This is a genomic window from Halosimplex carlsbadense 2-9-1, assembly GCF_000337455.1.
In the GTDB taxonomy this organism is placed as follows: Archaea; Halobacteriota; Halobacteria; order Halobacteriales; family Haloarculaceae; genus Halosimplex; species Halosimplex carlsbadense.
The window spans coordinates 1-21717 of record NZ_AOIU01000030.1; the positions used below are offsets into that span (position 1 = coordinate 1).

The following is a 21717-nucleotide window of genomic DNA, read 5'->3' on the forward strand; positions in this document are numbered from 1 at the left end:
TCGCTGTGGGCGGTGTAGTGCTCGGCGAGGACGGCGACGATGGTGTCCTCGTGGACGACCTCGCCGCTCGCGTCGACGACGACGATCCGGTCGGCGTCGCCGTCGTGACCGATCCCCAGGTCCGCGTCGCCCTCGGCGAGATACGAGCGCAGGTCGCGCAGGCTCTCGGGCGTCGGCTTGCTCTCGCGGCCGGGGAAGTGCCCGTCGACGTTGGCGTGGATCGCCGTCACGTCGGCGCCCAGGTCCCGGAGGACCTGCGGCGTCGCGAGGCTCGCCATCCCGTTGCCGCAGTCGACCGCGACGGAGAGGCCGTCGAGCGGTTCGCCGTGACCGCGGGCGAACTCGGCGACCGCGTCGCGGTAGGCACCGAGTACGTCGGCGCGCTCGCTCGACCCCCACTCGTCCCACGCGACGGGGTCGGGGTCGTCGGCGACCCGCCGTTCGATCCGCGCCTCGGCGTCGTCGCCGTACTCCTCGCCGTCGGCGAAGAGCTTGAGCCCGTTGTCCGTCGGCGGGTTGTGACTGGCGGTGACCATCACGCCGCGGCACTGCTGGGCGGCGTAGGCCAGCGCCGGCGTCGGTACCTGCCCGATCCTGGTCACGTCGGCCCCGGAGCCGAGGAGGCCTGCCTCGACGGCCGCCGCCAGTCCCTCGCCCGTGGTTCGCCCGTCGCGCCCGACGACGAACGAGTCGCCGTCCGCGCCGGCGGCGCGCCCGACCGCGCGCGCCAGCGCCGGCGTCACCCGAGACTGCACGTCGCCGCGGATGCCCGCGGTCCCGAACAGATCCATACCGGGTCCACGAGAGGGCGCCCAATAACCGTAGTGGCACGCGGTCGCGGCGCCGAGCGCGGTCGGGCCGTCGCCGCGGAGCCGCCGCTGGCCGTCTGCGAAAGAGCGAGAGAAGGCTCCGGCGTTATTCGACGCCGTCGAAGTCCGGGTAGTCCTCGATATCGACGCCCTCGTCGGTGACTTCGGCGATGTAGACGCCGTTCCCGGAGCCGGTGTCGCGCTCGGCGGCCGCGCGGACGCCGGCGACGGCGGCGCTGCGAGCCTCGTCCATGCTCATGCCGTCCTCGTAGCGGTCTTCGAGAGTCCCGTAGGCGACGGTGAGCCCGGAACCGGTGACGGTGTAGTCGTCCTCCATGACGCCGCCCGCGGGGTCGATGGAGTAGACGTGGCTCCCCTCGTCGTCGATGCCGCCGAGGATGGGGTTGATGGCGAAGAAGGGGCCGCCGCGGGCGAAGTTGCCGGCGAGCGTCGAGAGGGCGGTCATGCTCATGTCCTCGCCCTTACGGGCCTCGTAGAGGTCGACCTCCGCGCGCAGCGAGCGGATGAACGACTGGGCGCCGCCGACGCTCCCGACGAGCGTCAGCGCGGCCGTCGGGTGGATCTGCTCGACCTTCTGGACGCGCTTGTTCGAGACGAACCGGCCGCCCAGGGAGGCGCGCATGTCCGTCGCGACGATGACGCCGTCCTCGGCGGTGATGCCGATGGTCGTCGTCCCGGTCTCGGCGACCTTGCTCTGGTCGCCCTGCGGGGACTCGTCGGGGAACGAACCGATCTCCGGCTCCGTCGGGTCGGGGATCCCGGCGTCGCGGCGCTGCAGATCGTTCGAGAACTCCGGGCCTGCGGATGGGTCGCGCATGGTAGTTCGGTATCAGTCCTGTGCTGATAAAACCATCTTTTCGATCCCCCGTCCACCCCGGACGCGACCCGGCGCGGCCACTGGACGACGGTGGGTTCGACGACCCGACGGTCGGAAAAACGTAGTTAGCTCGTGGTGTCCGTGTCCACTTCCTCGTAGGTTTCGTTGGCGCGGCTGACGGCCCGGTGGACCGGCAGCGTGATCCCGGCCTTCCGCATCACGAGCGCCAGCGGCAGCAGCAGGATTCCGGCGAGCAGGGTCAACTGGTACAGTGCGAACACGGTTGCACGGTTCAGAGTGGAACGCATCGTGGTGTGCTCTGTTCTCCATCGGTTAGCGTATATAAACCTTGTCCCCCGATACCGGGTACTGGATAAAGGATCGTGAAGGAGTACCCCGCCGCAGTCATGCGATTAAACTCAGTTTGCCTGGGGAACAATCTGATCGGTGTTCGGCTCCGTTTTCGAGTAAGGGGTCACTTGGTGACCGCGGGAATCCTCATAAGTTATGGCCACGTTTGCGGTTACGTGCGCAGGGTGCCTGGCGGGTCGTTCGGCCGGGTTCGCGGGCCGTGGGACGGGGTTGCGAGGGGCGGTTTCGAGGTGCGGTCGAAAGGGGTGGGAGCTGTCGCGGACGGATCAAAAACAGGATTACGGAGAAAGGCGGAGTAGCGTGTATGAACTACATCGTAGTGATGGAAGCGGCCTGGTTGGTTCACGACGTGGAGAACATCGACGACGCCATCGGCGTCGCCATCAGCGAGGCCGGGAAGCGGCTCAACCAGAAGGACATGGACTACGTCGAGGTGGGCGTGGGCTCGACGAACTGTCCCGCCTGCGCCGAGCCGTTCGACTCGGCGTACATCGCCGCCGACACCGCCCTGGTGGGGCTGGTACTGGAGATGCAGGTGTTCAACGCCGAGAGCGAGGAGCACGCCCAGCGCATCGCCAAGAGCGACGTCGGCGGCGCCCTGCGCGACGTGCCGCTCGACGTCATCGACACCATCCAGACAGAGGGTGAAGAAGAGGACTGACCGCTTCTCACTGCGCCGCCAGGCGCGTCCCCGTCTCGGCGCTGACCAGCAGGTCCGCCACCCGGTCGGCCGCCTCGGTCACTTCCGGCTCGCTCTTCAGCAACACCGTCTCGCTCGGGAAGAGGTGCTCGCCCACTTCGAGGCCGTGCTCGCGAGCGGTCCCGCCCGAGACGGTCAGGTAGACCCCGATGCCCGTCTCGGCGATCGCGGCTTCCTCGTCCCCGTGGTCGTCGGTCGGGTAGGTGAAGTCGATGCCGTCGATCGCCGCCGTGCCGAGGACGCCCTCGACGAGTCGCTCGTAACGCGGTGAGATGCAGAACTCGCCCTCGTAAGCGTCGACCAGTTCGCGGGTGAGGTCGGCGTCGTACTCGGCGGCGACTTCGGGCGCGACCAGCAGCGAGTGCCAGACGGTGTCACCCAGTCCGGCGACGAGGCGCACGTCGGTGTCCCGCGGGTCGACCCGTTCGTTCACGTCGCCCAGTTCCGCCAGCGGTTCCTCGCGGAGCTCGACGACCTCCTCCAGAAAGAGGTCGGCGCTGTCGAACCCGAGCGGCATCTCGTGTTTCCGGAGCGCGCGGAACGGTTCCTCGCGACCGACGAGTCGCAACTGCAGGTCCTCGTCGACGGGGACGGTCACGCTGTCGAAGACGATCCGGCGGGGCATCCCCGAGCGGTCGTCGCGGACGAGCGTGTACTCCGGCGCCGTCGGCTCCTCGTCGTCGCTGTAGGCCGCGAGTCGCTCGTACACGTCGCCGGTCGCCGACTGGTCGCCCTTGGTGACTGCCTTCTCGTAGCGCAGGGTCGAGATCACGTCGTCGGCCAGGCCGGCGACGCCCGCTTCCTCGGCGAGCCTGTCGAGGACCGCTTCGAGCGGGCGTCCCTTCCGCGGCACCGCGACGCTGACGGTCGTCATTGCCATTGGGCACGCAAGCGGCGCGTAAAACGAGTCCGATCTCCGCTCCGAAACCGAACGGCCGGGACGGCCGCTCCGGCCGGCGGCCGGCTCAGCTCCCGCCGATGACCGAGGAGAGCTGCTCGCGCCACTCCTTGAGCTCCTCGATCTCCTCGTCGATATCCTCGATGTCCGCGCGCACGTCCTCGACGTCGATGTCGCCGACCTGCGATTCGAGCTCGTCGAGGTCGCTCTCGACCTCGTCGACGGTGCCTTCGACGGACTGGACCTCGTCCTGCACGGAGTCCACGTCGCTCTGGACGGACTCGACGTCGTCGAGCACTTCGTCCATGTCGGACTGGAGCGCGTCCATCGACGACTCGACGGAGGCGACGGTCTCCTCGACCTCGGAGATCGACGCCTCGTGGCCCGAAGCCATCTCGCGGACCTGCTCCAGCTCGGACTCGAAGGACTCGACCTGCTCGCGGAACTCCTCGATCATCTCGTCGCCCGTCCCGTTCTCGTCGAGGAACTCCTCCAGCGCGCCGGTGTAGGCGAGCAGGTCCGACACCTCGGTCTGGAGGTGCTGGATGCGCGCGTCGACGCTCCCGCCGTTGTCGTCGGCCAGGTCGAACGCCTTGCGAAGCAGCTTCACGTCCTCGGCGTCGACGTTCTGGTTTCGGATCTCGGCGGCCAGCGCGCCGACCAGCGAGTCCACGTCTGCGTCCTCGACGGCGACCGCCCCGCCCGAGGACCCCCCCGACGCGTCCCCGCCGTCGCCGTCGTCGCCGCTGGACCCGGCGTCCGCGGGCTCGTTCGGGTCCTTGAGGTTCAGCGTCTCCACGTCCTCGTCGGTCCCGTCGGCGTCGTCCTCGTCTTCGAGTCCGGGTACGTCGCCGTCGCCGGAGATAACGTCGCGCACCACGTCGCTGCTCCCCTCGTCGACGACGGGGCCGTCACCGTCCTCCAGAGGCGGGTCGACCCTCTCGATGGTCGGCGTCGTGAGGAACTGCTCGACGTTGTCGGTCCCGGTCGCCCGGATGCCGTAGACGGTCGTGTACTCCGCGCCCGCCTCCAGTTCCCGCTCGAAAGTGATCTGGTCCTCGTCGATGGTCCAGTACTCCGAGCCGTACTCCGGGTGAAAGCCCAGGTCCTCGACGGCCACGTCCTCGGGCACCCGGTCGACCAGCGTCACCGTCACCGTCTCCGAGCGCGCCGACTGGATCTCGAAGGCGATCGCCGGCACCGGGAACTCGTCCTCCTCGAACCGCTTGTCCACCGCCACCCCGTCCGACGAGACGGACACTTTCTCGTACTGCTGTGAGTCGCTCATGTGTTCCCTCTCGTTTAGGGACCAACTTAATGATACTTATTGTCCGAAATATTTCATCTCTGGTCAGCGGAAGGAACGCGCGGAATTTCCGGCGATCGACGATCGATCGGTCGGCGGTCGCGGCGGCGGCGCGGGAACCTCCGGACCCGCTCCGGCGACCCGAGACCCGCCCGGGCGCCCGCTCTAGAGGTCGAAGCGGTCGCCGATCTCGACGATCCGGAGGTTCTCGGGGTACTCGAAGCTCGCGGCGTGGTTGTGTAGCACGGTCGGATCGGTCGTCATGCCCTTCCACATGTCCCAGTGGCTCGGCACGAGCGTGTCGAGCTGGAGTTCGTTCGCGGCCTCGACGATCATGTTCTCGTCGCTGTACCACTGGGTGCGCACGTCCTCGCCTGTCTCTTTGTCCGGGATGTTGCCGACGGCGCCGAACGCCAGCACCCCGATGTCGATGTCGTACGCCTCGCCGATCGCCTCGAACTCGCCGGGGCGAGCGTCGCCGCCGTGGAAGAAGGTGCCCGCCTCGTGCTCGAAGACCAGGGAGACGGGATGGACGGCGTCCGGGTCGTTGGCGGGTTCGACGTGGACGGTCAGTTCGCCGAGTTCGATCGTGTCGCCCTCCTCGATCTCCGTTAGCTGCTCGTCGCTCACGTCCCAGTTGCCGGTCCAGTCCTCTTCCTCGATCACGTCGTGGCCCGCGTCCGCGGTGTAGTAGTCGGCGCCCGTGTTCGCGAGGATGGGCGCCTGGCTCGGCCCGTGGACGTGGTCGAGGTGCTCGTGCGTGCCGAACATCGCGTCGGCCTCGGCCACGTCGTCGGGGTCGAACGGCACCGGGATCATCCGCAGGGTCCGCGGCGGGTCGCCGAGCCCGAGATACGGGTCGATGTACACCGTCGTGCCGTCGCTGGCTTTGAGGATGAAGCCGTTACAGCCGAGATACCAGATCGCGAGGGTGTCCGGCGACGCCGATTCCACTGCCCGAGGGAGCCAGTCGCCCCAGTCGCTGCTTCCAACTGTCATGGCTCACCCTGCTCGTACCAGCGGCTAATGCGTTGTGTTTTCGCGGGCGAGAGACGGGGACTGGCCGCCGCGTTCAGTCTTCGCAGCAGCCGCCGGCCTTGCCGCCGAAGTCCACCGTCAGCGGCTCGGAGATGATCTCGTTGACCTCCTGCAGTCGCAGTTCGAGCTCGCTCTGGAGTTCGAGGTACTCCGACATCTTCGGGTGGTCGTGGAGCTCCTCCTGGGCGTCCTGCAGCGTCCGGAGGTCGTCCTGCGTGGCCTCGCTGGTCTGGCGCGCGAGCATAAACTCCTCGCGAACCTTCTCGAACTCGCGGATCTGCTCCTGGAGTTCCTCGTCGGCCTCGACTTCGGCCTTGGCCTCCCGGTAGCGCTCGTAGAGCGGCATGTCCGCGATCCGCTCGCCGAGTTCGCGGGCGAGCGCGTCGACTTCCTCGCCGGCCTCCGCGGGCGCCGCGTCGGTCTCGATGCTCATTCTACTCTCGCTTGGGACTTGGCGGCTTTCAAACTGCCGACTCCGGGCGCCGGGGGGCGCTTCGACGGGGCCTCGGCCCGGGCGGTCACCGGCCCGTGAGGTCGTCGGCGTCCAGCGGCCGGAACCCCAGCCGGCGGCGCACGCGGTCGCGGAACGCCGCCGCCGCGGCGACCGGGTAAGCCACCGCGAGCGCGCCGGCACGGGCGAGGACCGCCGAGGGAAGGGTCACGTCCATCGACCGGAGCAGGGCGAGCCCGGCCAGGCCCGCGGCGCCGCTGGCGACGTACAGCGCGACGACGAACACGGCGAGTCGGCGATAGGACCAGTCGCCGGCGACGAACGGGTAGCTCCCGCCGACCGCCACGACGACCGCCGCGGTCTGGGGCGGCCCGGCGAACAGCGTGGCCCCGACGACGAGCGCGTAGAGGACGGTGAACACGGGAACGATGGCGAGGTAGAGCCCGAGCGCTGCCAGGCAGAAGTCGACCGTCGCCGTCGCCCACGAGCGGAGAGACATGCCCGGCCCTCGGGCCGCCGGCGTCATAGCTCCGACGGACCGGCCACGGTACCGTCGGCCGGTTCGTGCCCGACGATCGCTTACGCGGGCATCGGGCCGTCCAGCACCGTCAGCGCGACGGTAAACGCGACCCAGAAGGTGAGGAAGGCGAGGATGAACGGGTTCAACCCCTCCTGTGGCTCGTGGTCGGCCTCGCGTATCGGTCGCCCGTGCCAGGTGTCCGGCAAGCGGTCGTCCGTCGAGAAGAACCGAGTGCGCACGGCGAGCCGAACGACCGCGACCGCACAGCCGACCGCGAACGCGGCCGAGACGACGGTCACGACCGCCGTCCGGAGCAGTGTCAGGGCGGAGGGCGACATCCGCCGACGCTACTCGCCGACCGTCGGTAAGTGTGTCGCGGCCGGGCCGTCCGGTTCCGGCCGCGGCGACCGAGTCGCCGAGCCCGCCGCGGTTCGCTGGTGTCCGAGGGCTTTTCCGGAGGCGGGCCGAAACGTGGGTATGGTCTCAGAACTGGTCGTCGGCGGGCTGCTCGCGACGCTCGTGTTCGGCTTCCTCCGATTTCAGGACCGGATCGTCTCCGCGCTGACTCGCGCCCGCGGCGGCGACGACGGACTCGTCGTCGAGGACCCCTGACCGGTCGGCGGTTCGGTTTCGCGTTCACCACCGGACCAGCCGTGCGCCCGTCACTCGCTGGCGTGACCGCCGGGGACCGCGGACGTTTTACCGCCCGAGCCGATACGACTGTCCAATGAGCCAGGATTCGGGCGGCGAGGCCGACGACGCGCCTCGCACCGAGGGCGACCTCACCAAGACGGGGATGTCGCTGCGCCACGACCGCGAGTGGGACTACGAACTCGACCGCATCGTCGACGCCGTCGAAGAGCGAGACGCCGAGACCGTCGGCCTGCAGTTCCCCGAGGGACTCAAACGCCGCGGCCCCCGCGTCGCCGACGACCTCCGCGCCGAGCTGCCCGACGACGTGAGCGTCATGATGTCGGGCCAGCCCTGCTACGGCGCCTGCGACCTGGACACCTACCTCATGCGCCGGACGGACGTGTTCGTCCACTTCGGCCACTCCCCGATGAAGGAGTCGGAGAAGATCATCTACGTCCCGCTGTTCTCGAACGTCGACGTCTTCCCCATCATGGAGCGGGCGCTGGACGAGCAGTTGGCCCCCGCCGACGAGGACGAGGACGTGGGCCTCGTGACGACCGCCCAGCACATGAACAAGTTCGACGAGATGCGCTCGTGGCTCGAGGAGCGCGGCTACACCGTCCACACGCGCAAGGGCGACGAGCGGCTCACCCACGAGGGTCAGGTGCTGGGCTGTAACTACGCCAGCGCCGACGTCGACGCCGACCAGATGTTGTACGTCGGCGGCGGGAAGTTCCACCCGCTCGGCCTCGCGATGGAACACCCCGACAAGACGGTCGTCATCGCCGACCCCGTCAACAACGCCGTCTCCGTCGCCGACACGGAGAAGTTCATGAAACAGCGCTACGGCGCCGTCCACCGCGCGATGGACGCCGAGGAGTGGGGCGTCATCTTCTGCACCAAGATCGGCCAGGGCCGCTGGGACCAGGCCCAGGAGATCGTCGAGAACAACGAGAACGCCTACCTCATCACGATGGACGAGGTGACGCCCGACCGACTGACCAACTTCGGGATGGACGCCTACGTCAACACGGGCTGTCCCCGGATCACCACCGACGACGGCCCGCAGTTCAAACAGCCGATGCTCACCCCCCAGGAGTACCGCATCGCCGTCGGCGAGGAACCGCTGGAGGACCTCGCGTTCGACACGTTCCACGGCACCTGGTAACCCGAAGGGCGGGCCGCTCGACGTTCGCTCCCGCGGGGCGTCGCGGCAGTTCTCAAGCCTGGTAATCGGACGGCTAGCTCCTTGTGGTCCCGCACGGTCCGGTAGGTATGGGCGACAAGGCGCTCGGCGACGCGCTCTACCGTGACGTGTTCGAGGCCGCCGCGGACCCGATATTCCTCCACGACGCCGACACCGGCGAGATCGTGGACGCGAACGCGGCGGCGGCCGACCTGGTGGGGGTCGAGCGGGAGGCGGTGGTCGGCGCCGAGATCGGCGCGTTCAGTCCGCCGGAGTACACGAACGAGGAGGCCGCGCGGCTCGTCGAGACCGCTCGCGACACCGGGGAGGAGTCGGTGTCGTGGACGCTCGACGACGACGGGCGGACCCACTCGGTGGACGTGTTGCTGAAGCGCGCGACGCTGGACGGCGAGGTGTACGTCCTGGCGTTCGTGACGGACGTGACCGAACACCGCGCGATCCAGGAGCGCTACCGGACCGAGCGGGACATGCTCGACAGACTGCTCGACATCAGCCCAGTCGGGATCGTCATCCACGGCGCCGAGGGCACCATCCTGAAGACGAACGAACAGGCCGAGGAGATCCTCGGCGTCGACCGCGGCGAGATCGTGGGCGGGACCGCGAATCCGGACGAGATATCGGTCCTCTCGGTGGACGGGGACCCGATCGACACGTCGAGCCTGCCCTTCCGGTCGGTCGCCGACACCGGCGAATCCGTCGACGAACGGGAGCTGACGATCGAGCGACCGGACGGCGAGCGGGCCGTCGTCTCCGTCAGCGGCTCCCCGTTGTTCGACGAAGACGGAGCCCTGAAGCGGGTCGTCGTCAGTATCGCGGACGTCACGGACCGGCGCCAGCGCGAGCGCGAGCGCAAACAGCGCAACGAGCAGCTACGGACGCTGGTCACGAACCTGCCGGTCGTCGTGTTCACGCTGGACCCCCAGGGCGTGTTCCAGCACTCCGCGGGCAAGGGCCTGGAGGCGCTGGGACTCGAACCGGGCGAACTGGAGGGAGAGTCGGTGTTCGACGCCTACGCAACCGAGCCCGACATCGTCGACGCGGTCCGACGGGCGCTGGACGGTGAGGAAGTCCGGGCCACTCAGGAGGTGAGTCCGTTCACCTTCGAAACCTGGTATCGGCCGGTCCGCGATGACGAGGGAGAGCTCGAACTCGTCGTCGGCGTGGCGCGGGACGTGTCGGCGCTCAAGGACCGCGAGAACCGCATGCAGGACCTCGCGCAGGCGACCCAGGAGCTGCCCCACGTCCACACCGAGCGGGAGACGGCGAGCGCCGTCGTGGATATCGCCGACGCGATCATCGGCTATCCCGTGACCGTCTACTGGGACTACGACGCCGAGACCGACCGGCTCGAACCGCTGGTGGCCTCCGACCGCGCGCTCGAACTCGTGGAGGCCGTCGAAGCCGCCGGTATCCCTGATATCGGCTCCGGCTCCGACGAGATGGACCGGTTCAAGACGGGCGACCTCTCGGTCGTCGAGAACTACAGCGACCTCGCGAATCCCGCCGCCCCTCGGGCGGAGTTCGGCACCGTCGTTCTGGTTCCGATCGGCGACCACGGGCTGTTGAGCGTCGGCGCGCTCGAGGAGACCGCCTTCGACGAGTACGACAGGAACCTCGTCGAGATACTCGCCCAGTCGGCGGTCGACACGCTGGACCGGATCGAACGCGAGCGGGAACTGGAGGCCAGCAAGCGGGAGCTCGAACGGTCGAACGAGAGCCTCCAGCAGTTCGCCTACGTCGCCTCCCACGACCTGCAGGAGCCGCTACGGATGGTGTCGAGCTACGTCTCGCTGCTGGAGGCGGAGTACGGTCACTGCTTCGACGAGGAGGCCGAGGAGTACATGGACTTCGCCGTCGACGGCGCCACCCGCATGCAGGAGATGATCGACGCGCTCCTGCAGTACTCCCGGGTCCACACCCGGGGCGACGAGTTCGTCGAGGTCGACACCGGGACGGTGTTCGCCGAGACGGTCAAGAGCCTCGAACTGCTGGTCGAGGACCACTCGGCGACGGTCGAGGTGGGCGACCTCCCGCCGGTGCGGGCCGACCGGAGCCAGCTCGGACAGGTCTTCCAGAACCTCCTCAAGAACGCGATCGAACACGGGGGTGACGAGCCGTCCGTCGCGGTCACCGCCACCCGGGAGGGCGAGCGCGTCCGATTCGACGTGACCGACGACGGCGAGGGGATCCCCGAGTCCCAGCACGAGCGGATCTTCGAGATATTCAAGGGCGACGGCACGGGCATCGGTCTGGCGATGTGCAAGCGGATCGTCGAACGCCACGAGGGGGAGATCCGGGTCGAGTCGGCGCCCGGGGAGGGCGCTACCTTCCGGTTCACGATGCCGGCGGTCGACGACGTGAGCGGTGCGGGCGATATCGAGCCGATGACGGTGACGGACGGAGACAACCAATGAGCAAACCACAGGGACGACCGGTCGAGATTCTCCTCGCGGAGGACAATCCCGGCGACGCGAAACTCACGCGCAAGGCACTCGAACACGGCAACGTCAGCAACAACCTCCACGTCGTCACCGACGGCGTCGAGGCGCTGGAGTACCTCCGTCAGGAGGGCGACCACGCGGACAAACCGCGGCCGGACCTGATACTGCTGGACCTGAACATGCCGCGCAAGGGCGGGAGGGAAGTCCTCGCCGAGATCAAAGACGACGAGGACCTCCGGCGGATCCCGGTCGTCGTCATGACGAGCTCGGAGGCCGAGGAAGACATCGCCCAGTCGTACGACCTGCACGCCAACGCCTACCTGACGAAACCGATCGACTTCGACGGGTTCATCGACGTGGTCCAGCGCATCGAAGACTTCTGGCTGACCGTCGTCAAGATGCCCCCCGAGTGAGATGTCCAGATTAGTCGATATCCTCCTGATCGAGGACAATCCCGGTGACGCGAAGCTCGTCGAACACTACCTCGACAACCCCTCGGTCGCCGCGTTCTTCGACGAGGTGGCCCTGACGCACGCCGAGACGCTGACCGACGGGAGAGACCGCCTCCGCTCGGCGCAGTACGACGTGGTCCTGCTCGACCTCGGCCTGCCCGAGTCCGACGGGATCGGGACGCTCCACGCGGTGACGGACCTGGACCACGAGGTGCCGGTCATCGTGCTGACCGGGCTGGAGAAGACCGAGGTGGCCGTCGAGGCGATCCAGTCGGGCGCCCAGGACTACCTCGAGAAGGGGGACATCGACGCCGACAGGCTCGTCCGGTCGCTGCGCTACGCCGTCGAGCGCCACGAACACGAGCGGGCGCTCGCCCGGCGCAACGAGCAACTGGACTTTTTCAACAGCCTGCTCCGTCACGACCTGATGAACGCGCTGAACGTGATGATGGCCAGGGCGGACATGCTCGAATCGGCGGTCGACGACCCCGAATTGGCCGACCACGCGAGCAGCATCGGTGAGTGGGGGCGCAACATCGTCGATCTCACCGACAAGATCCGGTCGATCCTCGATACCGTGGCCGACGAGGGCGACGACTCGCTGGAGCCGACTTCGATCTCCAGAGTGGTCGAGGAGGAGGCGGACCGCGTCCGCTCGCTCAGCGACCGCGTCGACGTCGTCGTGGACGTGCCCGACGCGGACGTGCTGGCGAACGACCTGCTGTCGGACGTGGTCGGGAACCTCCTCACCAACGCCGTCGAGCACACGGACGACCGGACGACGGTCACGGTCGACGGCGAGATCGCGGGGCCACACGCCACGCTGACCGTCGCCGACGACGGCGACGGCATCCCCGGTCCGCGCCGGAAGGACCTCTTCGAACGCGGCCAGAAGGGCGGCGCCTCCTCGGGGACCGGCTTCGGTCTCTTCTTCGTCTCCTCGATGGTCGAGTCCTACGACGGGTCCGTCCGCGCCGAGGAGAGCGACCGCGGGGGCGCCGCCTTCGTCCTCGAACTCCCCCGGGCGTGAGACCGGCGCGACCGCGCTCCGGGGCTAATAACTGTCGAGCATTCACAAACGTTTTTGCATACGCGGGAGAAATTGCCGAGGGATGACCGACACGAGGGGACGCGCCGGCGGCCCGGAGAATCGCGGGGTGAGAGCGTGAGCACGAAGACCCGTCTCGCACAGCAACTCGGGGTCGTCGCGGGCTTCGAGGACCCGCGGGTGGACCTGGAGCAGTACCGGACGCCGCCCGATATCGCGGCGCACCTGATCCACACCGCGGACTTGCAGGGCGACATCGAGGGCCGGACGGTGGTCGATCTCGGCACCGGGACGGGGATGCTGGCGCTCGGCGCCGTACTGCGCGGGCCGAAACGGGTCGTCGGCGTCGACCTGGACCCCGGACCGCTGGCGACCGCGCGGGCCAACGAGGGCCGCGTCGCGGCCGCGGCAGACGTCGAGTGGGTCCGGGCGGACGCGACCGCCCTCCCGCTCGCTCCCGCCGGACCGACGACGGTCGTCATGAACCCGCCCTTCGGCGCCCAGTCGGGCAACGAACACGCCGACCGGGGCTTTCTCGCGACGGCCGCCGCGGTCGGCGACGTGTCCTACTCGATCCACAACGCCGGCAGCGAGGAGTTCGTCGAATCGTTCGCCGCCGACAACGGCGGCCGGGTCACGCACGCCTTCGCCGCCGAACTCGACCTGCCCCGGCAGTTCGACTTCCACGAGGACGACTCGCGGACGGTCGACGTGGAGGTCTTCCGGATCGCATGGGACGACGGCGACGCCGACGACGCTGACGCCGACGCGGAGTGACCAGCGGGGCGTCGCGGGTACCGCGTCTCAGCCCTGCTGGGCCCGCGGGACGGACTTGCTCGCGACCTGCACTCTCGTCCGGTTGCTGATCGCGATCAGGTCGTTGCCGGTCCGGTTCAGCGTCAGCCCGCCGACGGTCGTCGCGTTCGACCGCGCGGGCACCGGCGCCCGACCGAGGACCGACCCGTTGGTCGAGACGACCGCCTCGAACCCGCCGTCGACGGGCGTGATCGAGACGTTGCGGCCGTCGATCGCCGGCCGGGCACGCCGGGGCTCGCTCACGTAGGCCAGCCGCGCCCGCTCGCCCTCCTCACGGAGCGACACCTTGTACACCGAGCCGTTCCCGACCAGCGACCACCCCTCGCGGTCGGCGTACACCGTCTCGCGCCAGCCCAGCCCGCCGACGCGGACGCGCCCCCAGCCCTGGAAGGCCAGCCGGCTCTTCGAGACCGCTTCGAGCCAGATCCGTCGGTCCTCGCTGAGGACGACCACCCCGCTGGAGCGGATCGTCTGGCCGTCGCCGTAGAGGTACTCGTTGACCAGCGAGACGTACTGGTCGGGTTCGTCCTCGACGTACGTGACGGTGTAGTCGCGGACCTCGACCGTGGCGGTGTCGGCCGGCAGCTCCCCCGAGACGGTCGAGAAGCCGAACGGCACCGCGAACGACGAGAGCACGACGAGCCCGACGGCGAGGGCGGCGACCGAGCCGTCGGGACCGGGCAATCGCAGCGACCGCCCCTCCAGTCGCGGGACGAGCGAGCGGTTCGACGCCGAGACGGCGGTCGCGACGAGCGCCGCGGCGAGGAAGATGGTCCCGACGCCGACCGCGCGGAAGAGGGCGAACCGGTTGGCGCCCAGCGGCGCGTAGATCGCCCACAGCGACTGTCGGATGCCCAGCACCAGCGCCGCGAACCACAGGTACAGCGGGTTCGGGTACTCCTCGCGGACGGCGAGGACGGCGATCCCGGCGAGCACGCCGGCGAGGATCCCGATCGCGTGGCCCTGGATGGCGATGTCGGCCCACCACGGCGAAGAGAAGCCCGGCCCGGGCTCGCGGGTGATATAGGGGTTACGCAGACCCCGGTAGAGCAGGTCGACGACGCGCTCGGCGACGAGTGCGAGCACGGCCAGCATCGGCCGGGTCACCATCGCGAAGCCGACGTAGGCGTACACCACGCCCGAGAAGCCGATGACCGGTCCCATCGAGAAGAGGCCGGTGAACACGCCGACCGCGACGGATCCGACGGGGACGGCCAGCAGCCGGACGAACGGGTTCGTTCGGAGGGAGGCGAACGACTCCGAGCCGCGGTCGGTGGGGTAGTGGCCGAGGTAGTACTCGACGACCGGGGCGAACATGACCGTTCCCAGCAGGTTCCCGGTGATGTGACCGACGCCGTTGTGGGAGAAGCCGGCGGCGAGGACGCCGAGCGGGTAGAAGTACGACCACGACCGGAACGGTATCACGAGCGGGCTGTTGGGGCGGGCCCAGCCGCCCTGGAGGACCCAGTAGACGAGCAGGACGCCGAAGACGGTCAGCAGCGTCCCCCAGGGGACGCCGAGGACGAACCGGGCGCGAAGGCGGTCGCCCCAGCGCTCGCCGGGGACGAGCCGGCGGAGGACGGCCACGGAGACGACGACGGCGACGACGAGGAAGATCTGTTGCCAGGGGGCGAACGCGCGGACGGCTTCGACGACCTCGGCGACCGTCGCCGGCGACGACTGCAACATGCCCGCCACAAAGGGGGCCGGTTAGTTATCCTTGGTGGCCCCGCCGGGTTTCCGTCGGGCGGTCGCGCGGTGCGAGGCGTGCGACCGGTCGTGTCGGACCGGCTGCGTTCCGCGTCCCGGGCGCTCGCGGGAGGGGGAGCCGCAGGATTTTCGGAGGTCGATGCCGATGTGTCGGGTGATGGGAGTTCGGCCACCGTCGAACGACGTGGACGAGGAACCGGACGTCGTCGAGTTCGGGATCGCGGCACTCGGCGCGCGACTGGCCGACGCGGACGTGGGGTTCCCCGCGAGGGCCGCCGAGTTGCGCGAGCACTTCGGCGACGCGACCGTCCCGTACGACGCCGCCGGCAACGAGATGCCCGTCGCCGAGGCGCTGGCCGAGACGGATCGGGAGTCGTTCGACTCCAAGGACGACCTGCTCAACGCCTTACACCCCGTCTTCGAGCGAAAGCGCCAGGCCGCGTCGTCGAGCATCTTGGGACAGCTCCGCGGGCTCGTCCCCTTCTGAGTCGGCGCCCAGCCGGCCGCGCCGGTCAGCCCCGACGCTCGGGAGCCGACGCTTCCTGCCCGGCCGGGGACTTCCGGGGACGGTCACCCGCGTCGTCGTCGTTCGCGCCCTCGGCGGCGTTCGCGCTCTCGGAGCCGCCGACGCGACGGGCGCCGCGAGCGTCGTCCGCGCTCAGGCGCTCCGTGAGGTCCTCGAGCTGGCGGGTCTGCTCGCGATTGACCGTGACGATCATGTCCGAGAGGACCCCGAACATCAGCAGTTGCACGCCGAAGATGATCGCCAGGCCGCCGAGGAAGGCCATCACCTCGTGTGAGGTGTTGGCCGTGATCCATTCGACGGCGACGTACGTGCCGAGGACGACGCCGACGACCAGACTGACGGTGCCGACGCTCCCGAAGTAAAAGAGCGGGTTGTTCGTCTTCGCCATCTTGTACAGCGTCAGGATGATGTCGGCGCCGTCGCGGAACGGCCGGAGGTTCGTCTCCGAGTCGTCCGGGCGGGCCAGATAGCGGATCGGGACGACCTCGGTGCGGACGTTGTGTTTGACGCACTCGACGGCCATCTCCGTCTCGATGCCGAAGTAGTCCTCGGTCAGCGAGATGCGGCTGATGCTCTCGCGAGTCAGCGCTCGGTAGCCGCTGAGGATGTCCTGGTAGTCGCGTCCGTGAATGACCGAGAACGCGCGGTTGATGATACCGTTGCCGAACTCGTTGAGCCGGGTCATCGCCCCGTCCTCCATGTCGGCGAAGCGGTCGCCGATGACGTGGTCGGCCCGCCCCTCGAAGATCGGTTCGAGCATCGCTTCAGCGTCCTCGGCGCGATAGGTCTGGTCGCCGTCGAGCATGAGGACGACCGGCGCGTCGGTCTGCTCGAACCCCTCCTGCAGCGCCTGGCCCTTCCCCTTCGAACCGCGCTGCTGGACGACGCGGGCGCCCTTCTCCTCGGCGATCGACTGCGTGCCGTCGGTCGACCCGCCGTCGATCACGAGGATGTCGTCGAACCCCTCGGCGGCGAACGACTCGACGACCGGTCCGATCGTCTCGGACTCGTTCAGCGTGGGGACCAGCACGCAGACCTCGTCGTACTCCATCGTCCCCGCTTTGACGCTCCGGGAGAAAAAGGTTCTCCGTTGGGTCGCCGAGAGACGAGGCGCCCCCGTCACCGACCCAACGCGGTCGGCTCGACCCGACCGGCCCCCCGCGGAGGGCCGGTCGCCGGACGGTCAGTCGTCGGCCCGCTCCTCGCTGAGGTGTTCCCAGATCTCGGTGCAGCCACAGCCGTCGGCCACGTCGTCGAGGTGGGCGTCGGCGCGGGCGTCCCCGTCGGCCGACTCCTCGTGGGTCCGGTCGTCCGTGCCAGCGCCGGCCGCGTCGCCGTCCGCGTTTTCGAGTTCGACCATAGTTACTCAGCTTGTGAGTAACTCATGATAGCGATAGGTAAGTACCTTTCGGGGGCGTTTTAAGCGCGCGCGGCGAACGAGGGGGTGACATGAGTGGCGACGGGAGCGCGGTCTTCGACCGGCTGGGGCTGACCGAGTACGAGGAGACGGCGCTGCGGGAGCTGCTGTCGCTCGGGAAGACGACGGCGCCGAACCTCGCGGAGGCGACCGACATCCCGAAGGCCCGGATCTACGGCGTCCTCGAGTCGCTGTCGGACCGCGGGTTCGTCGAGGTCATCCCCGGGCGGCCCAAGGAGTACCAGCCCAAGCCCCCGGAAGCGATCCTCGACCGCGCCGTCGAGAACCACCGTCAGGACTACGAGAGCTTCGCCGCCGCGATCGACGACCGCCGCGAGGACTTCCTCGCCGAGTTCCGGCCCCGCTACGAGGGGGCGAACGAGGACGTGACACCCACCGAGGAGCTGTTCCACGTCGTCGACGTTGGCGAGCCCAGCGAGCGCGAGACGCGGCGGCTCTACCACGACGCCGCCGAGGAAGTGAACGTCGTCACCAAGAGCTTCGAGTACTTCGACTCGGTCGAGCCCGCATTCGCCGACGCGCTCGACCGGGGCGTCGACGTCTCGGTCCTGATGCTCGTCCCCGAGTTCCTCTCGACGGAGCCGCGCGACGAGCCCGCCATCCAGCGGGAGACCGTCGCGCGGATCCGCGAGGACTACCCCGCCGTCGAGATCCGATTTTCCACCGGGAAGCTCCCCTTCCGCGGCCACGTCGCGGACCCGAGCCCCGACTACGAGACCGGCTCGGCCATCCTCCTCGTCGAGGAAGAGGACGTGCCCAACCACATGCGCCAGGCCGCGATCACCGACAACGGCGCGTTCGTGGCCGGGTTGAAGCGCTATTTCGACCTCATCTGGGACCACGAGAGCGCGGCCGACTGCGGGCTGTCGACAGATTAAAACGCGGTCCGGGGCGAAGTAGCCACGTCGCATGGCACAGCCGAACGTCCTGCTGATCGTCCTGGACGCGGTCCGCGCCGACCACCTCACCCCGTACGGCTACGACAGACCGACGACGCCGAACCTCGACGCGTTCGCCCGACGAGCGACCCGCTACGACGACGCCGTCGCCGCCGCTCCCTGGACGCCGCCCTCCCACGCCGCGATGTTCACCGGCAGGTACCCCTCGAACAACGGCGTCTACGGGCTGACCCCGAACCTCGATCCCGACCAGCCCCACGTCGCCGAGCTCCTCGCCGACCGCGGCTACGCCACCGGCGGGTTCAGCAACTCCTACCACACCAGCCCCCAGCGGGGGTTCGACCGCGGGTTCGACTACTACCACGACATCCTCTCGCTGCCCCGCTTTCGCGGGACGATGTACGAGCCCTCACTGGATTTCGCCCGCCACCTCTACGACTACTTCGTCCGCGACTACGACGACTCCTCGTTCCAGCTCCGCCGGCTGTGCTCGTGGATCGACCGGATCGACCGCCCGTTTTTCGGCTTCATCAACTTCAACTCCGCACACTCCCCGTACGACCCGCCGACGCGGTTCAAGTCGGAGTTCGAGTCGTACTTCGACGCGTGGGACGCCGTCGACGACTCGGCCGCCGAGACGCTCAGCGACGATGCCTACGCCTGGATGCTCGACGAGGTCCGGGCGGGCGACCCGGAGTGGGACCTCGTGAAGTGCTGGTACGACGGCGAGATCCGGTATCTCGACTCCCTGCTCGGGACGCTGTTCGACGGCCTCCGCGACCGCGGCCTGTTCGAGGACACGATGGTCGTCGTCACGAGCGACCACGGCGAGCAGTTCGGCGAGGACGGCCTCGTCTACCACCAGTTCTCGCTGGCCGAGCGGCTCGTCAACGTCCCGCTGCTGGTCAAGTGGCCGGGCCAGACGAGCGCCGAGACCAGCGACGAACTCGTCTCGCTGGTCGACCTGGCGCCGTCGATGGTCGAACTCGCGACCGGCGAGGCCCCCCCGGAGATGGACGGCCGGTCGCTGCGGACCGGAGCCGAGCCGGAGGCCGTCTTCGCGGAGTACGCCGGACCCAGCGAGTCTATCCAGCGGCGCTTCGCCGAACGCGACGGCCCGTTCGACGACTACGACACCGGCCTCCAGGCGGTCCGGACCGCCCGCCACAAACTCGTCAGACGGACCGACGGGACCGCGACGCTGTACGATATCTCCGACGGGACCGACCGACCGATCGACGACGACGAACTCGCCGCCGACCTCCGGTCGCGGCTCGAGGCCGCGCTCGGCGAGCTGCCGCGCCGCGAGGAGGGTGAGGACCTCTCCGAGCACGTCGAGTCCCACCTCGAAGAGATGGGATACCTATGAGCGACCAAGACCTGTGCCGCCGTGATACGTGGACCGCACGCCGACCGACCCGCCGGTCGCCGCGCCGCCGCGGACGAGCGCGGCGACCGACCGTCACGGACAGATGATCCTCGGAACCGCGCTCGCGAAGGCGTGGCGCCTCGGTCGGGAGGAGCTCTCCGCGGGGGGCGAGCTGGCCGAGCCGCTGGCCTACCGCGCCTGGAAGCGGCTCTGGCAGGCCGCCCCGGCCGTCGGCCGCGACCCGGACCTGTTCGAGCGGTTGGACGCGACCGACTGGGACGCGCTCGTCCTGCTCGACGCCTGCCGGTACGACACGCTGGGGGCCGTCGCCGACGACGCCGTCGTCGGCCGCGCGCGCTCGCCGGCCAGCGCGACGCCGGGCTTTCTCGCCGCGGCCGAGGCCCACGGCGTCTTCGACGGGGCGACCTACGTGAGCGGTAACCCCCAGTCCGGCGAGCACAGCCCCGGCGACGTCGAACACGTGCCCGTCTACGAGGACCACTGGGACGACGACCTGGCGACGGTCCCCCCCGATCCAATCTTCGAGGCGGCCGGATCGCGGGTCCGCGAGGGCGAGCGAGTCGTCGCCCACACCCTCCAGCCCCACTACCCTCACCTCGCGCGGACGGGCGACCGGACCGCGCCGATACCCGGCGGACTCCACCCGCGGTACTTCCCCGAGGAGCGCCTGCGCGGCGAGAAGCTACAGGCGCTCCTGGCGAACGGGTACCTCGACCTGGGCACCGCCCGCCGGTCCTACGAGCGCAGCGTCAGGTTCGCGTGGGAGACGGCCGGCCGATTCGCCGCGGACCTCGCGGCGGACGGGCACCGCGTGGTCGTCAGTGCCGACCACGGCGAGCTGTTCGGCGAGTGGGGCTTCGTCGAACACCCGATGGGCGTCTCGGTCCCGCCGCTGGTCGACGTGCCGTGGGTCGTCTTCGAGCCGCGTAGCGGGGCGGACCCCGCCGAGAGCGTCGGCGACCGCCTCGCCGCGCTGGGGTACGCCGAATCATGACGGTCCGCGCCTGCTACGTGGTCAACGCCGTCGACGAGACGAGCGTCCCGGCCGACATCGCGCGCGGCCTGGTCGAACACACCGACGCCGAGGTGGACATCCTCGCGTGGTTCGCCGCCGAGGGGTTCCACGGCGACGACGCCGTCGGCGTCACCTGTCTCGACGCCCCCGACACGACGACCGGGATCGACCGCGACACCTACCGCCGCGCCCGCGAGTTCCTCCGGGAGTACGACGTGGTCCAGGCCCACCACAACCACTCGGGGTCGTTCGCGAAAGCGATCGGCCGCCGGCTCGGGCTCCCCGTCGTCTCCCGCGAGGGGAACATGCGCCGCGGGTTCAACCGGCTCGGCCGGGTCGCCAACGGGCTCACCAACCCGCTCGCCGACCGCGTGGTCTGTAACTCCCGGGCGGTCTACGACTCCTTCCGGCGGTGGGAACGGCTGGCGCTCCCCGAGGCGAAAGTCGTCTTCATCCCGAACGGCGTCGAGTTCGACCGCCTCGACGCCGCCGACGGCGACGGCTGGCGGTCCGCCCACGGCGTCGACGACGACGCGGTCCTCGTTGGGACGGCCGGTCTGCTCACCGAACAGAAGGACCACGCGACGCTGATCCGGGCGGTCGCCGCCGCCCGCTCGGCGTCGGACCGCCCGGTCGAACTCGCCATCGCCGGCGACGGCCCGCTCGAAGCCGACCTCCGCGAGACGGCCCGCGCCGCGGGCGTCGCCGACAGCGTCCACTTCCTCGGCCGCCTCGACCGCTCGGCGGTCTACGAGCTGCTCGACGCCCTCGACGTCTACGCGATGCCGTCCCGGTGGGAGGGATTCAGCGCCGCGGCCGTCGAAGCCGTCGGCTCGGGCACGCCCTGTGTCTTCTCGACCATCCCCCCGTTCGTCGAACCCTACGAGGAGGTGGCCCGCTTCCACCCCGTCGGCGACCACGAGGCGCTCGCTCGCCACCTGGTCGGACTCGCGGCCGACCCGGCGGAGCGACGGCGGCTCGGGTCGGCCGGCCGCGACCTCGTCCAGCGGCGCTACACGGTCGAGCGCGTCGCCGAGCGGTACCGGTCGCTGTACGCCGAGATAACGGACTGAACGGCCGTCCACGCCGAAACCTGACGACGGGCCGACTCGGGGTCGGCCGCCCGGGCGTCACATGTAGCCGAGATCTTCGAGCTGTTCCCTGACCACGTAGCAGGCGCGGACCGTCATGATTCGGCGTACCCCAGCGC

23 protein-coding genes and 1 pseudogene are annotated in these 21717 nt (G+C 69.4%); 12 read left to right on the top strand and 12 right to left on the bottom strand.

Going from position 1 to position 21717, the window contains the following annotated elements; translation table 11 throughout:
• The 3 genes and pseudogenes from C475_RS12280 to C475_RS12290 all read right to left on the bottom strand — a co-directional run.
• Nucleotides 1-791, bottom strand: a pseudogene (locus C475_RS12280) (phosphomannomutase); the annotation flags it as partial.
• Between the two features lie 124 nt (nucleotides 792-915).
• Nucleotides 916-1647, bottom strand: a complete 732-nt coding sequence (psmB, locus tag C475_RS12285) for an archaeal proteasome endopeptidase complex subunit beta (RefSeq protein WP_006884160.1) — start codon at nucleotides 1645-1647, stop codon at nucleotides 916-918.
• 125 nt (nucleotides 1648-1772) lie between these two features.
• Nucleotides 1773-1955, bottom strand: coding sequence for a hypothetical protein (locus C475_RS12290; protein WP_049930530.1), 183 nt, complete (start codon nucleotides 1953-1955; stop codon nucleotides 1773-1775).
• 368 nt (nucleotides 1956-2323) lie between these two features.
• Here C475_RS12290 and C475_RS12295 point away from each other — a divergent pair, with 368 nt between their 5' ends.
• A complete protein-coding gene (locus tag C475_RS12295) occupies nucleotides 2324-2680 on the top strand; it encodes a DUF555 domain-containing protein (protein ID WP_049930532.1) in 357 nt (118 codons plus the stop codon).
• 7 nt (nucleotides 2681-2687) lie between these two features.
• Here C475_RS12295 and C475_RS12300 read toward each other — a convergent pair whose 3' ends face one another.
• The 6 genes from C475_RS12300 to C475_RS12325 all read right to left on the bottom strand — a co-directional run bounded on the left by C475_RS12300 (nucleotide 2688) and on the right by C475_RS12325 (nucleotide 7270).
• Nucleotides 2688-3593 (bottom strand): hypothetical protein, encoded by a 906-nt coding sequence (locus tag C475_RS12300; protein WP_006884163.1) that lies wholly within the window; start codon nucleotides 3591-3593, stop codon nucleotides 2688-2690.
• A 91-nt stretch (nucleotides 3594-3684) separates the two neighbouring features.
• Nucleotides 3685-4905, bottom strand: coding sequence for a hypothetical protein (locus C475_RS12305; RefSeq protein WP_006884164.1), 1221 nt, complete (start codon nucleotides 4903-4905; stop codon nucleotides 3685-3687).
• 183 nt (nucleotides 4906-5088) lie between these two features.
• Nucleotides 5089-5922: an MBL fold metallo-hydrolase gene (locus tag C475_RS12310; protein WP_049930534.1), complete on the bottom strand. Its 834-nt coding sequence runs from the start codon at nucleotides 5920-5922 to the stop codon at nucleotides 5089-5091.
• A gap of 73 nt (nucleotides 5923-5995) precedes the next feature.
• Entirely contained in the window at nucleotides 5996-6394 is a 399-nt protein-coding gene (locus C475_RS12315; protein ID WP_006884166.1) for a YlbF family regulator, read from the bottom strand.
• An 85-nt stretch (nucleotides 6395-6479) separates the two neighbouring features.
• Nucleotides 6480-6911: a hypothetical protein gene (locus C475_RS12320; protein ID WP_006884167.1), complete on the bottom strand. Its 432-nt coding sequence runs from the start codon at nucleotides 6909-6911 to the stop codon at nucleotides 6480-6482.
• Between the two features lie 80 nt (nucleotides 6912-6991).
• Complete coding sequence (locus C475_RS12325) at nucleotides 6992-7270, bottom strand: hypothetical protein (RefSeq protein WP_006884168.1); 279 nt, start codon at nucleotides 7268-7270, stop codon at nucleotides 6992-6994.
• A 139-nt stretch (nucleotides 7271-7409) separates the two neighbouring features.
• Here C475_RS12325 and C475_RS25150 point away from each other — a divergent pair, with 139 nt between their 5' ends.
• The 6 genes from C475_RS25150 to C475_RS12350 all read left to right on the top strand — a co-directional run bounded on the left by C475_RS25150 (nucleotide 7410) and on the right by C475_RS12350 (nucleotide 13490).
• Nucleotides 7410-7544: a hypothetical protein gene (locus C475_RS25150; RefSeq protein WP_268869913.1), complete on the top strand. Its 135-nt coding sequence runs from the start codon at nucleotides 7410-7412 to the stop codon at nucleotides 7542-7544.
• Between the two features lie 115 nt (nucleotides 7545-7659).
• Nucleotides 7660-8733, top strand: coding sequence for a diphthamide biosynthesis enzyme Dph2 (gene dph2, locus C475_RS12330; RefSeq protein WP_006884169.1), 1074 nt, complete (start codon nucleotides 7660-7662; stop codon nucleotides 8731-8733).
• Nucleotides 8734-8840: 107 nt separating this feature from the next.
• Nucleotides 8841-11186, top strand: coding sequence for a PAS domain S-box protein (locus C475_RS12335; protein ID WP_006884170.1), 2346 nt, complete (start codon nucleotides 8841-8843; stop codon nucleotides 11184-11186).
• A complete protein-coding gene (locus tag C475_RS12340; protein ID WP_006884171.1) occupies nucleotides 11183-11626 on the top strand; it encodes a response regulator in 444 nt (147 codons plus the stop codon). The genes C475_RS12335 and C475_RS12340 overlap by 4 nt, the downstream gene beginning before the upstream one ends.
• A 1-nt stretch (nucleotide 11627) precedes the next feature.
• Nucleotides 11628-12695, top strand: coding sequence for a hybrid sensor histidine kinase/response regulator (locus C475_RS12345; protein WP_006884172.1), 1068 nt, complete (start codon nucleotides 11628-11630; stop codon nucleotides 12693-12695).
• 135 nt (nucleotides 12696-12830) lie between these two features.
• Complete coding sequence (locus tag C475_RS12350; protein ID WP_006884173.1) at nucleotides 12831-13490, top strand: METTL5 family protein; 660 nt, start codon at nucleotides 12831-12833, stop codon at nucleotides 13488-13490.
• Between the two features lie 27 nt (nucleotides 13491-13517).
• Here the strand turns inward: C475_RS12350 and C475_RS12355 are convergent, their stop codons facing one another.
• The gene (locus tag C475_RS12355) at nucleotides 13518-15218 is read right to left on the bottom strand and encodes a rhomboid family intramembrane serine protease (protein ID WP_006884174.1); all 1701 of its coding nucleotides are present in this window, start codon (nucleotides 15216-15218) and stop codon (nucleotides 13518-13520) included.
• 178 nt (nucleotides 15219-15396) lie between these two features.
• On the opposite strand from C475_RS12355, the gene C475_RS12360 reads away from it, so the two are divergent.
• Nucleotides 15397-15726 (top strand): DUF5789 family protein, encoded by a 330-nt coding sequence (locus tag C475_RS12360; protein ID WP_049930537.1) that lies wholly within the window; start codon nucleotides 15397-15399, stop codon nucleotides 15724-15726.
• 25 nt (nucleotides 15727-15751) lie between these two features.
• Here the strand turns inward: C475_RS12360 and aglJ are convergent, their stop codons facing one another.
• Both aglJ and C475_RS24390 read right to left on the bottom strand, forming a co-directional pair.
• Nucleotides 15752-16816: an S-layer glycoprotein N-glycosyltransferase AglJ gene (aglJ, locus tag C475_RS12365; RefSeq protein WP_006884176.1), complete on the bottom strand. Its 1065-nt coding sequence runs from the start codon at nucleotides 16814-16816 to the stop codon at nucleotides 15752-15754.
• A gap of 132 nt (nucleotides 16817-16948) precedes the next feature.
• Nucleotides 16949-17125, bottom strand: coding sequence for a hypothetical protein (locus tag C475_RS24390; protein WP_006884177.1), 177 nt, complete (start codon nucleotides 17123-17125; stop codon nucleotides 16949-16951).
• 89 nt (nucleotides 17126-17214) lie between these two features.
• Here C475_RS24390 and C475_RS12370 point away from each other — a divergent pair, with 89 nt between their 5' ends.
• The 4 genes from C475_RS12370 to C475_RS12385 are packed head-to-tail and all read left to right on the top strand — an operon-like array spanning nucleotide 17215 to nucleotide 21580.
• Complete coding sequence (locus C475_RS12370; protein ID WP_006884178.1) at nucleotides 17215-18081, top strand: TrmB family transcriptional regulator; 867 nt, start codon at nucleotides 17215-17217, stop codon at nucleotides 18079-18081.
• Nucleotides 18082-18112: 31 nt separating this feature from the next.
• Nucleotides 18113-19471, top strand: a complete 1359-nt coding sequence (locus C475_RS12375) for a sulfatase (protein WP_006884179.1) — start codon at nucleotides 18113-18115, stop codon at nucleotides 19469-19471.
• A 28-nt stretch (nucleotides 19472-19499) separates the two neighbouring features.
• On the top strand, nucleotides 19500-20486 hold the full coding sequence (locus C475_RS12380; RefSeq protein WP_006884180.1) for an alkaline phosphatase family protein: 987 nt from the start codon (nucleotides 19500-19502) through the stop codon (nucleotides 20484-20486).
• Entirely contained in the window at nucleotides 20483-21580 is a 1098-nt protein-coding gene (locus tag C475_RS12385; RefSeq protein ID WP_006884181.1) for a glycosyltransferase family 4 protein, read from the top strand. The genes C475_RS12380 and C475_RS12385 overlap by 4 nt, the downstream gene beginning before the upstream one ends.
• Nucleotides 21581-21717 lie beyond the last annotated feature (137 nt).

Excerpts from the sequence above, each read along its gene's own strand:
- C475_RS12385 (WP_006884181.1), top strand. The coding sequence starts at position 20,483 with ATGACGGTCCGCGCCTGCTACGTGGTCAACGCCGTCGACGAGACGAGC.
- C475_RS12300 (WP_006884163.1), bottom strand. The coding sequence starts at position 3,593 with ATGACGACCGTCAGCGTCGCGGTGCCGCGGAAGGGACGCCCGCTCGAA.
- C475_RS12325 (WP_006884168.1), bottom strand. The coding sequence starts at position 7,270 with ATGTCGCCCTCCGCCCTGACACTGCTCCGGACGGCGGTCGTGACCGTC.
- C475_RS12345 (WP_006884172.1), top strand. The coding sequence starts at position 11,628 with ATGTCCAGATTAGTCGATATCCTCCTGATCGAGGACAATCCCGGTGAC.
- dph2 (WP_006884169.1), top strand. The coding sequence starts at position 7,660 with ATGAGCCAGGATTCGGGCGGCGAGGCCGACGACGCGCCTCGCACCGAG.
- C475_RS12335 (WP_006884170.1), top strand. The coding sequence starts at position 8,841 with ATGGGCGACAAGGCGCTCGGCGACGCGCTCTACCGTGACGTGTTCGAG.
- C475_RS12375 (WP_006884179.1), top strand. The coding sequence starts at position 18,113 with ATGGCACAGCCGAACGTCCTGCTGATCGTCCTGGACGCGGTCCGCGCC.
- C475_RS12310 (WP_049930534.1), bottom strand. The coding sequence starts at position 5,922 with ATGACAGTTGGAAGCAGCGACTGGGGCGACTGGCTCCCTCGGGCAGTG.
- C475_RS12295 (WP_049930532.1), top strand. The coding sequence starts at position 2,324 with ATGAACTACATCGTAGTGATGGAAGCGGCCTGGTTGGTTCACGACGTG.
- aglJ (WP_006884176.1), bottom strand. The coding sequence starts at position 16,816 with ATGGAGTACGACGAGGTCTGCGTGCTGGTCCCCACGCTGAACGAGTCC.
- C475_RS12360 (WP_049930537.1), top strand. The coding sequence starts at position 15,397 with ATGGGAGTTCGGCCACCGTCGAACGACGTGGACGAGGAACCGGACGTC.
- C475_RS12290 (WP_049930530.1), bottom strand. The coding sequence starts at position 1,955 with ATGCGTTCCACTCTGAACCGTGCAACCGTGTTCGCACTGTACCAGTTG.
- C475_RS12370 (WP_006884178.1), top strand. The coding sequence starts at position 17,215 with ATGAGTGGCGACGGGAGCGCGGTCTTCGACCGGCTGGGGCTGACCGAG.
- C475_RS12355 (WP_006884174.1), bottom strand. The coding sequence starts at position 15,218 with ATGTTGCAGTCGTCGCCGGCGACGGTCGCCGAGGTCGTCGAAGCCGTC.
- C475_RS12315 (WP_006884166.1), bottom strand. The coding sequence starts at position 6,394 with ATGAGCATCGAGACCGACGCGGCGCCCGCGGAGGCCGGCGAGGAAGTC.
- C475_RS24390 (WP_006884177.1), bottom strand. The coding sequence starts at position 17,125 with ATGGTCGAACTCGAAAACGCGGACGGCGACGCGGCCGGCGCTGGCACG.
- C475_RS12305 (WP_006884164.1), bottom strand. The coding sequence starts at position 4,905 with ATGAGCGACTCACAGCAGTACGAGAAAGTGTCCGTCTCGTCGGACGGG.
- C475_RS12320 (WP_006884167.1), bottom strand. The coding sequence starts at position 6,911 with ATGTCTCTCCGCTCGTGGGCGACGGCGACGGTCGACTTCTGCCTGGCA.
- psmB (WP_006884160.1), bottom strand. The coding sequence starts at position 1,647 with ATGCGCGACCCATCCGCAGGCCCGGAGTTCTCGAACGATCTGCAGCGC.
- C475_RS25150 (WP_268869913.1), top strand. The coding sequence starts at position 7,410 with ATGGTCTCAGAACTGGTCGTCGGCGGGCTGCTCGCGACGCTCGTGTTC.
- C475_RS12340 (WP_006884171.1), top strand. The coding sequence starts at position 11,183 with ATGAGCAAACCACAGGGACGACCGGTCGAGATTCTCCTCGCGGAGGAC.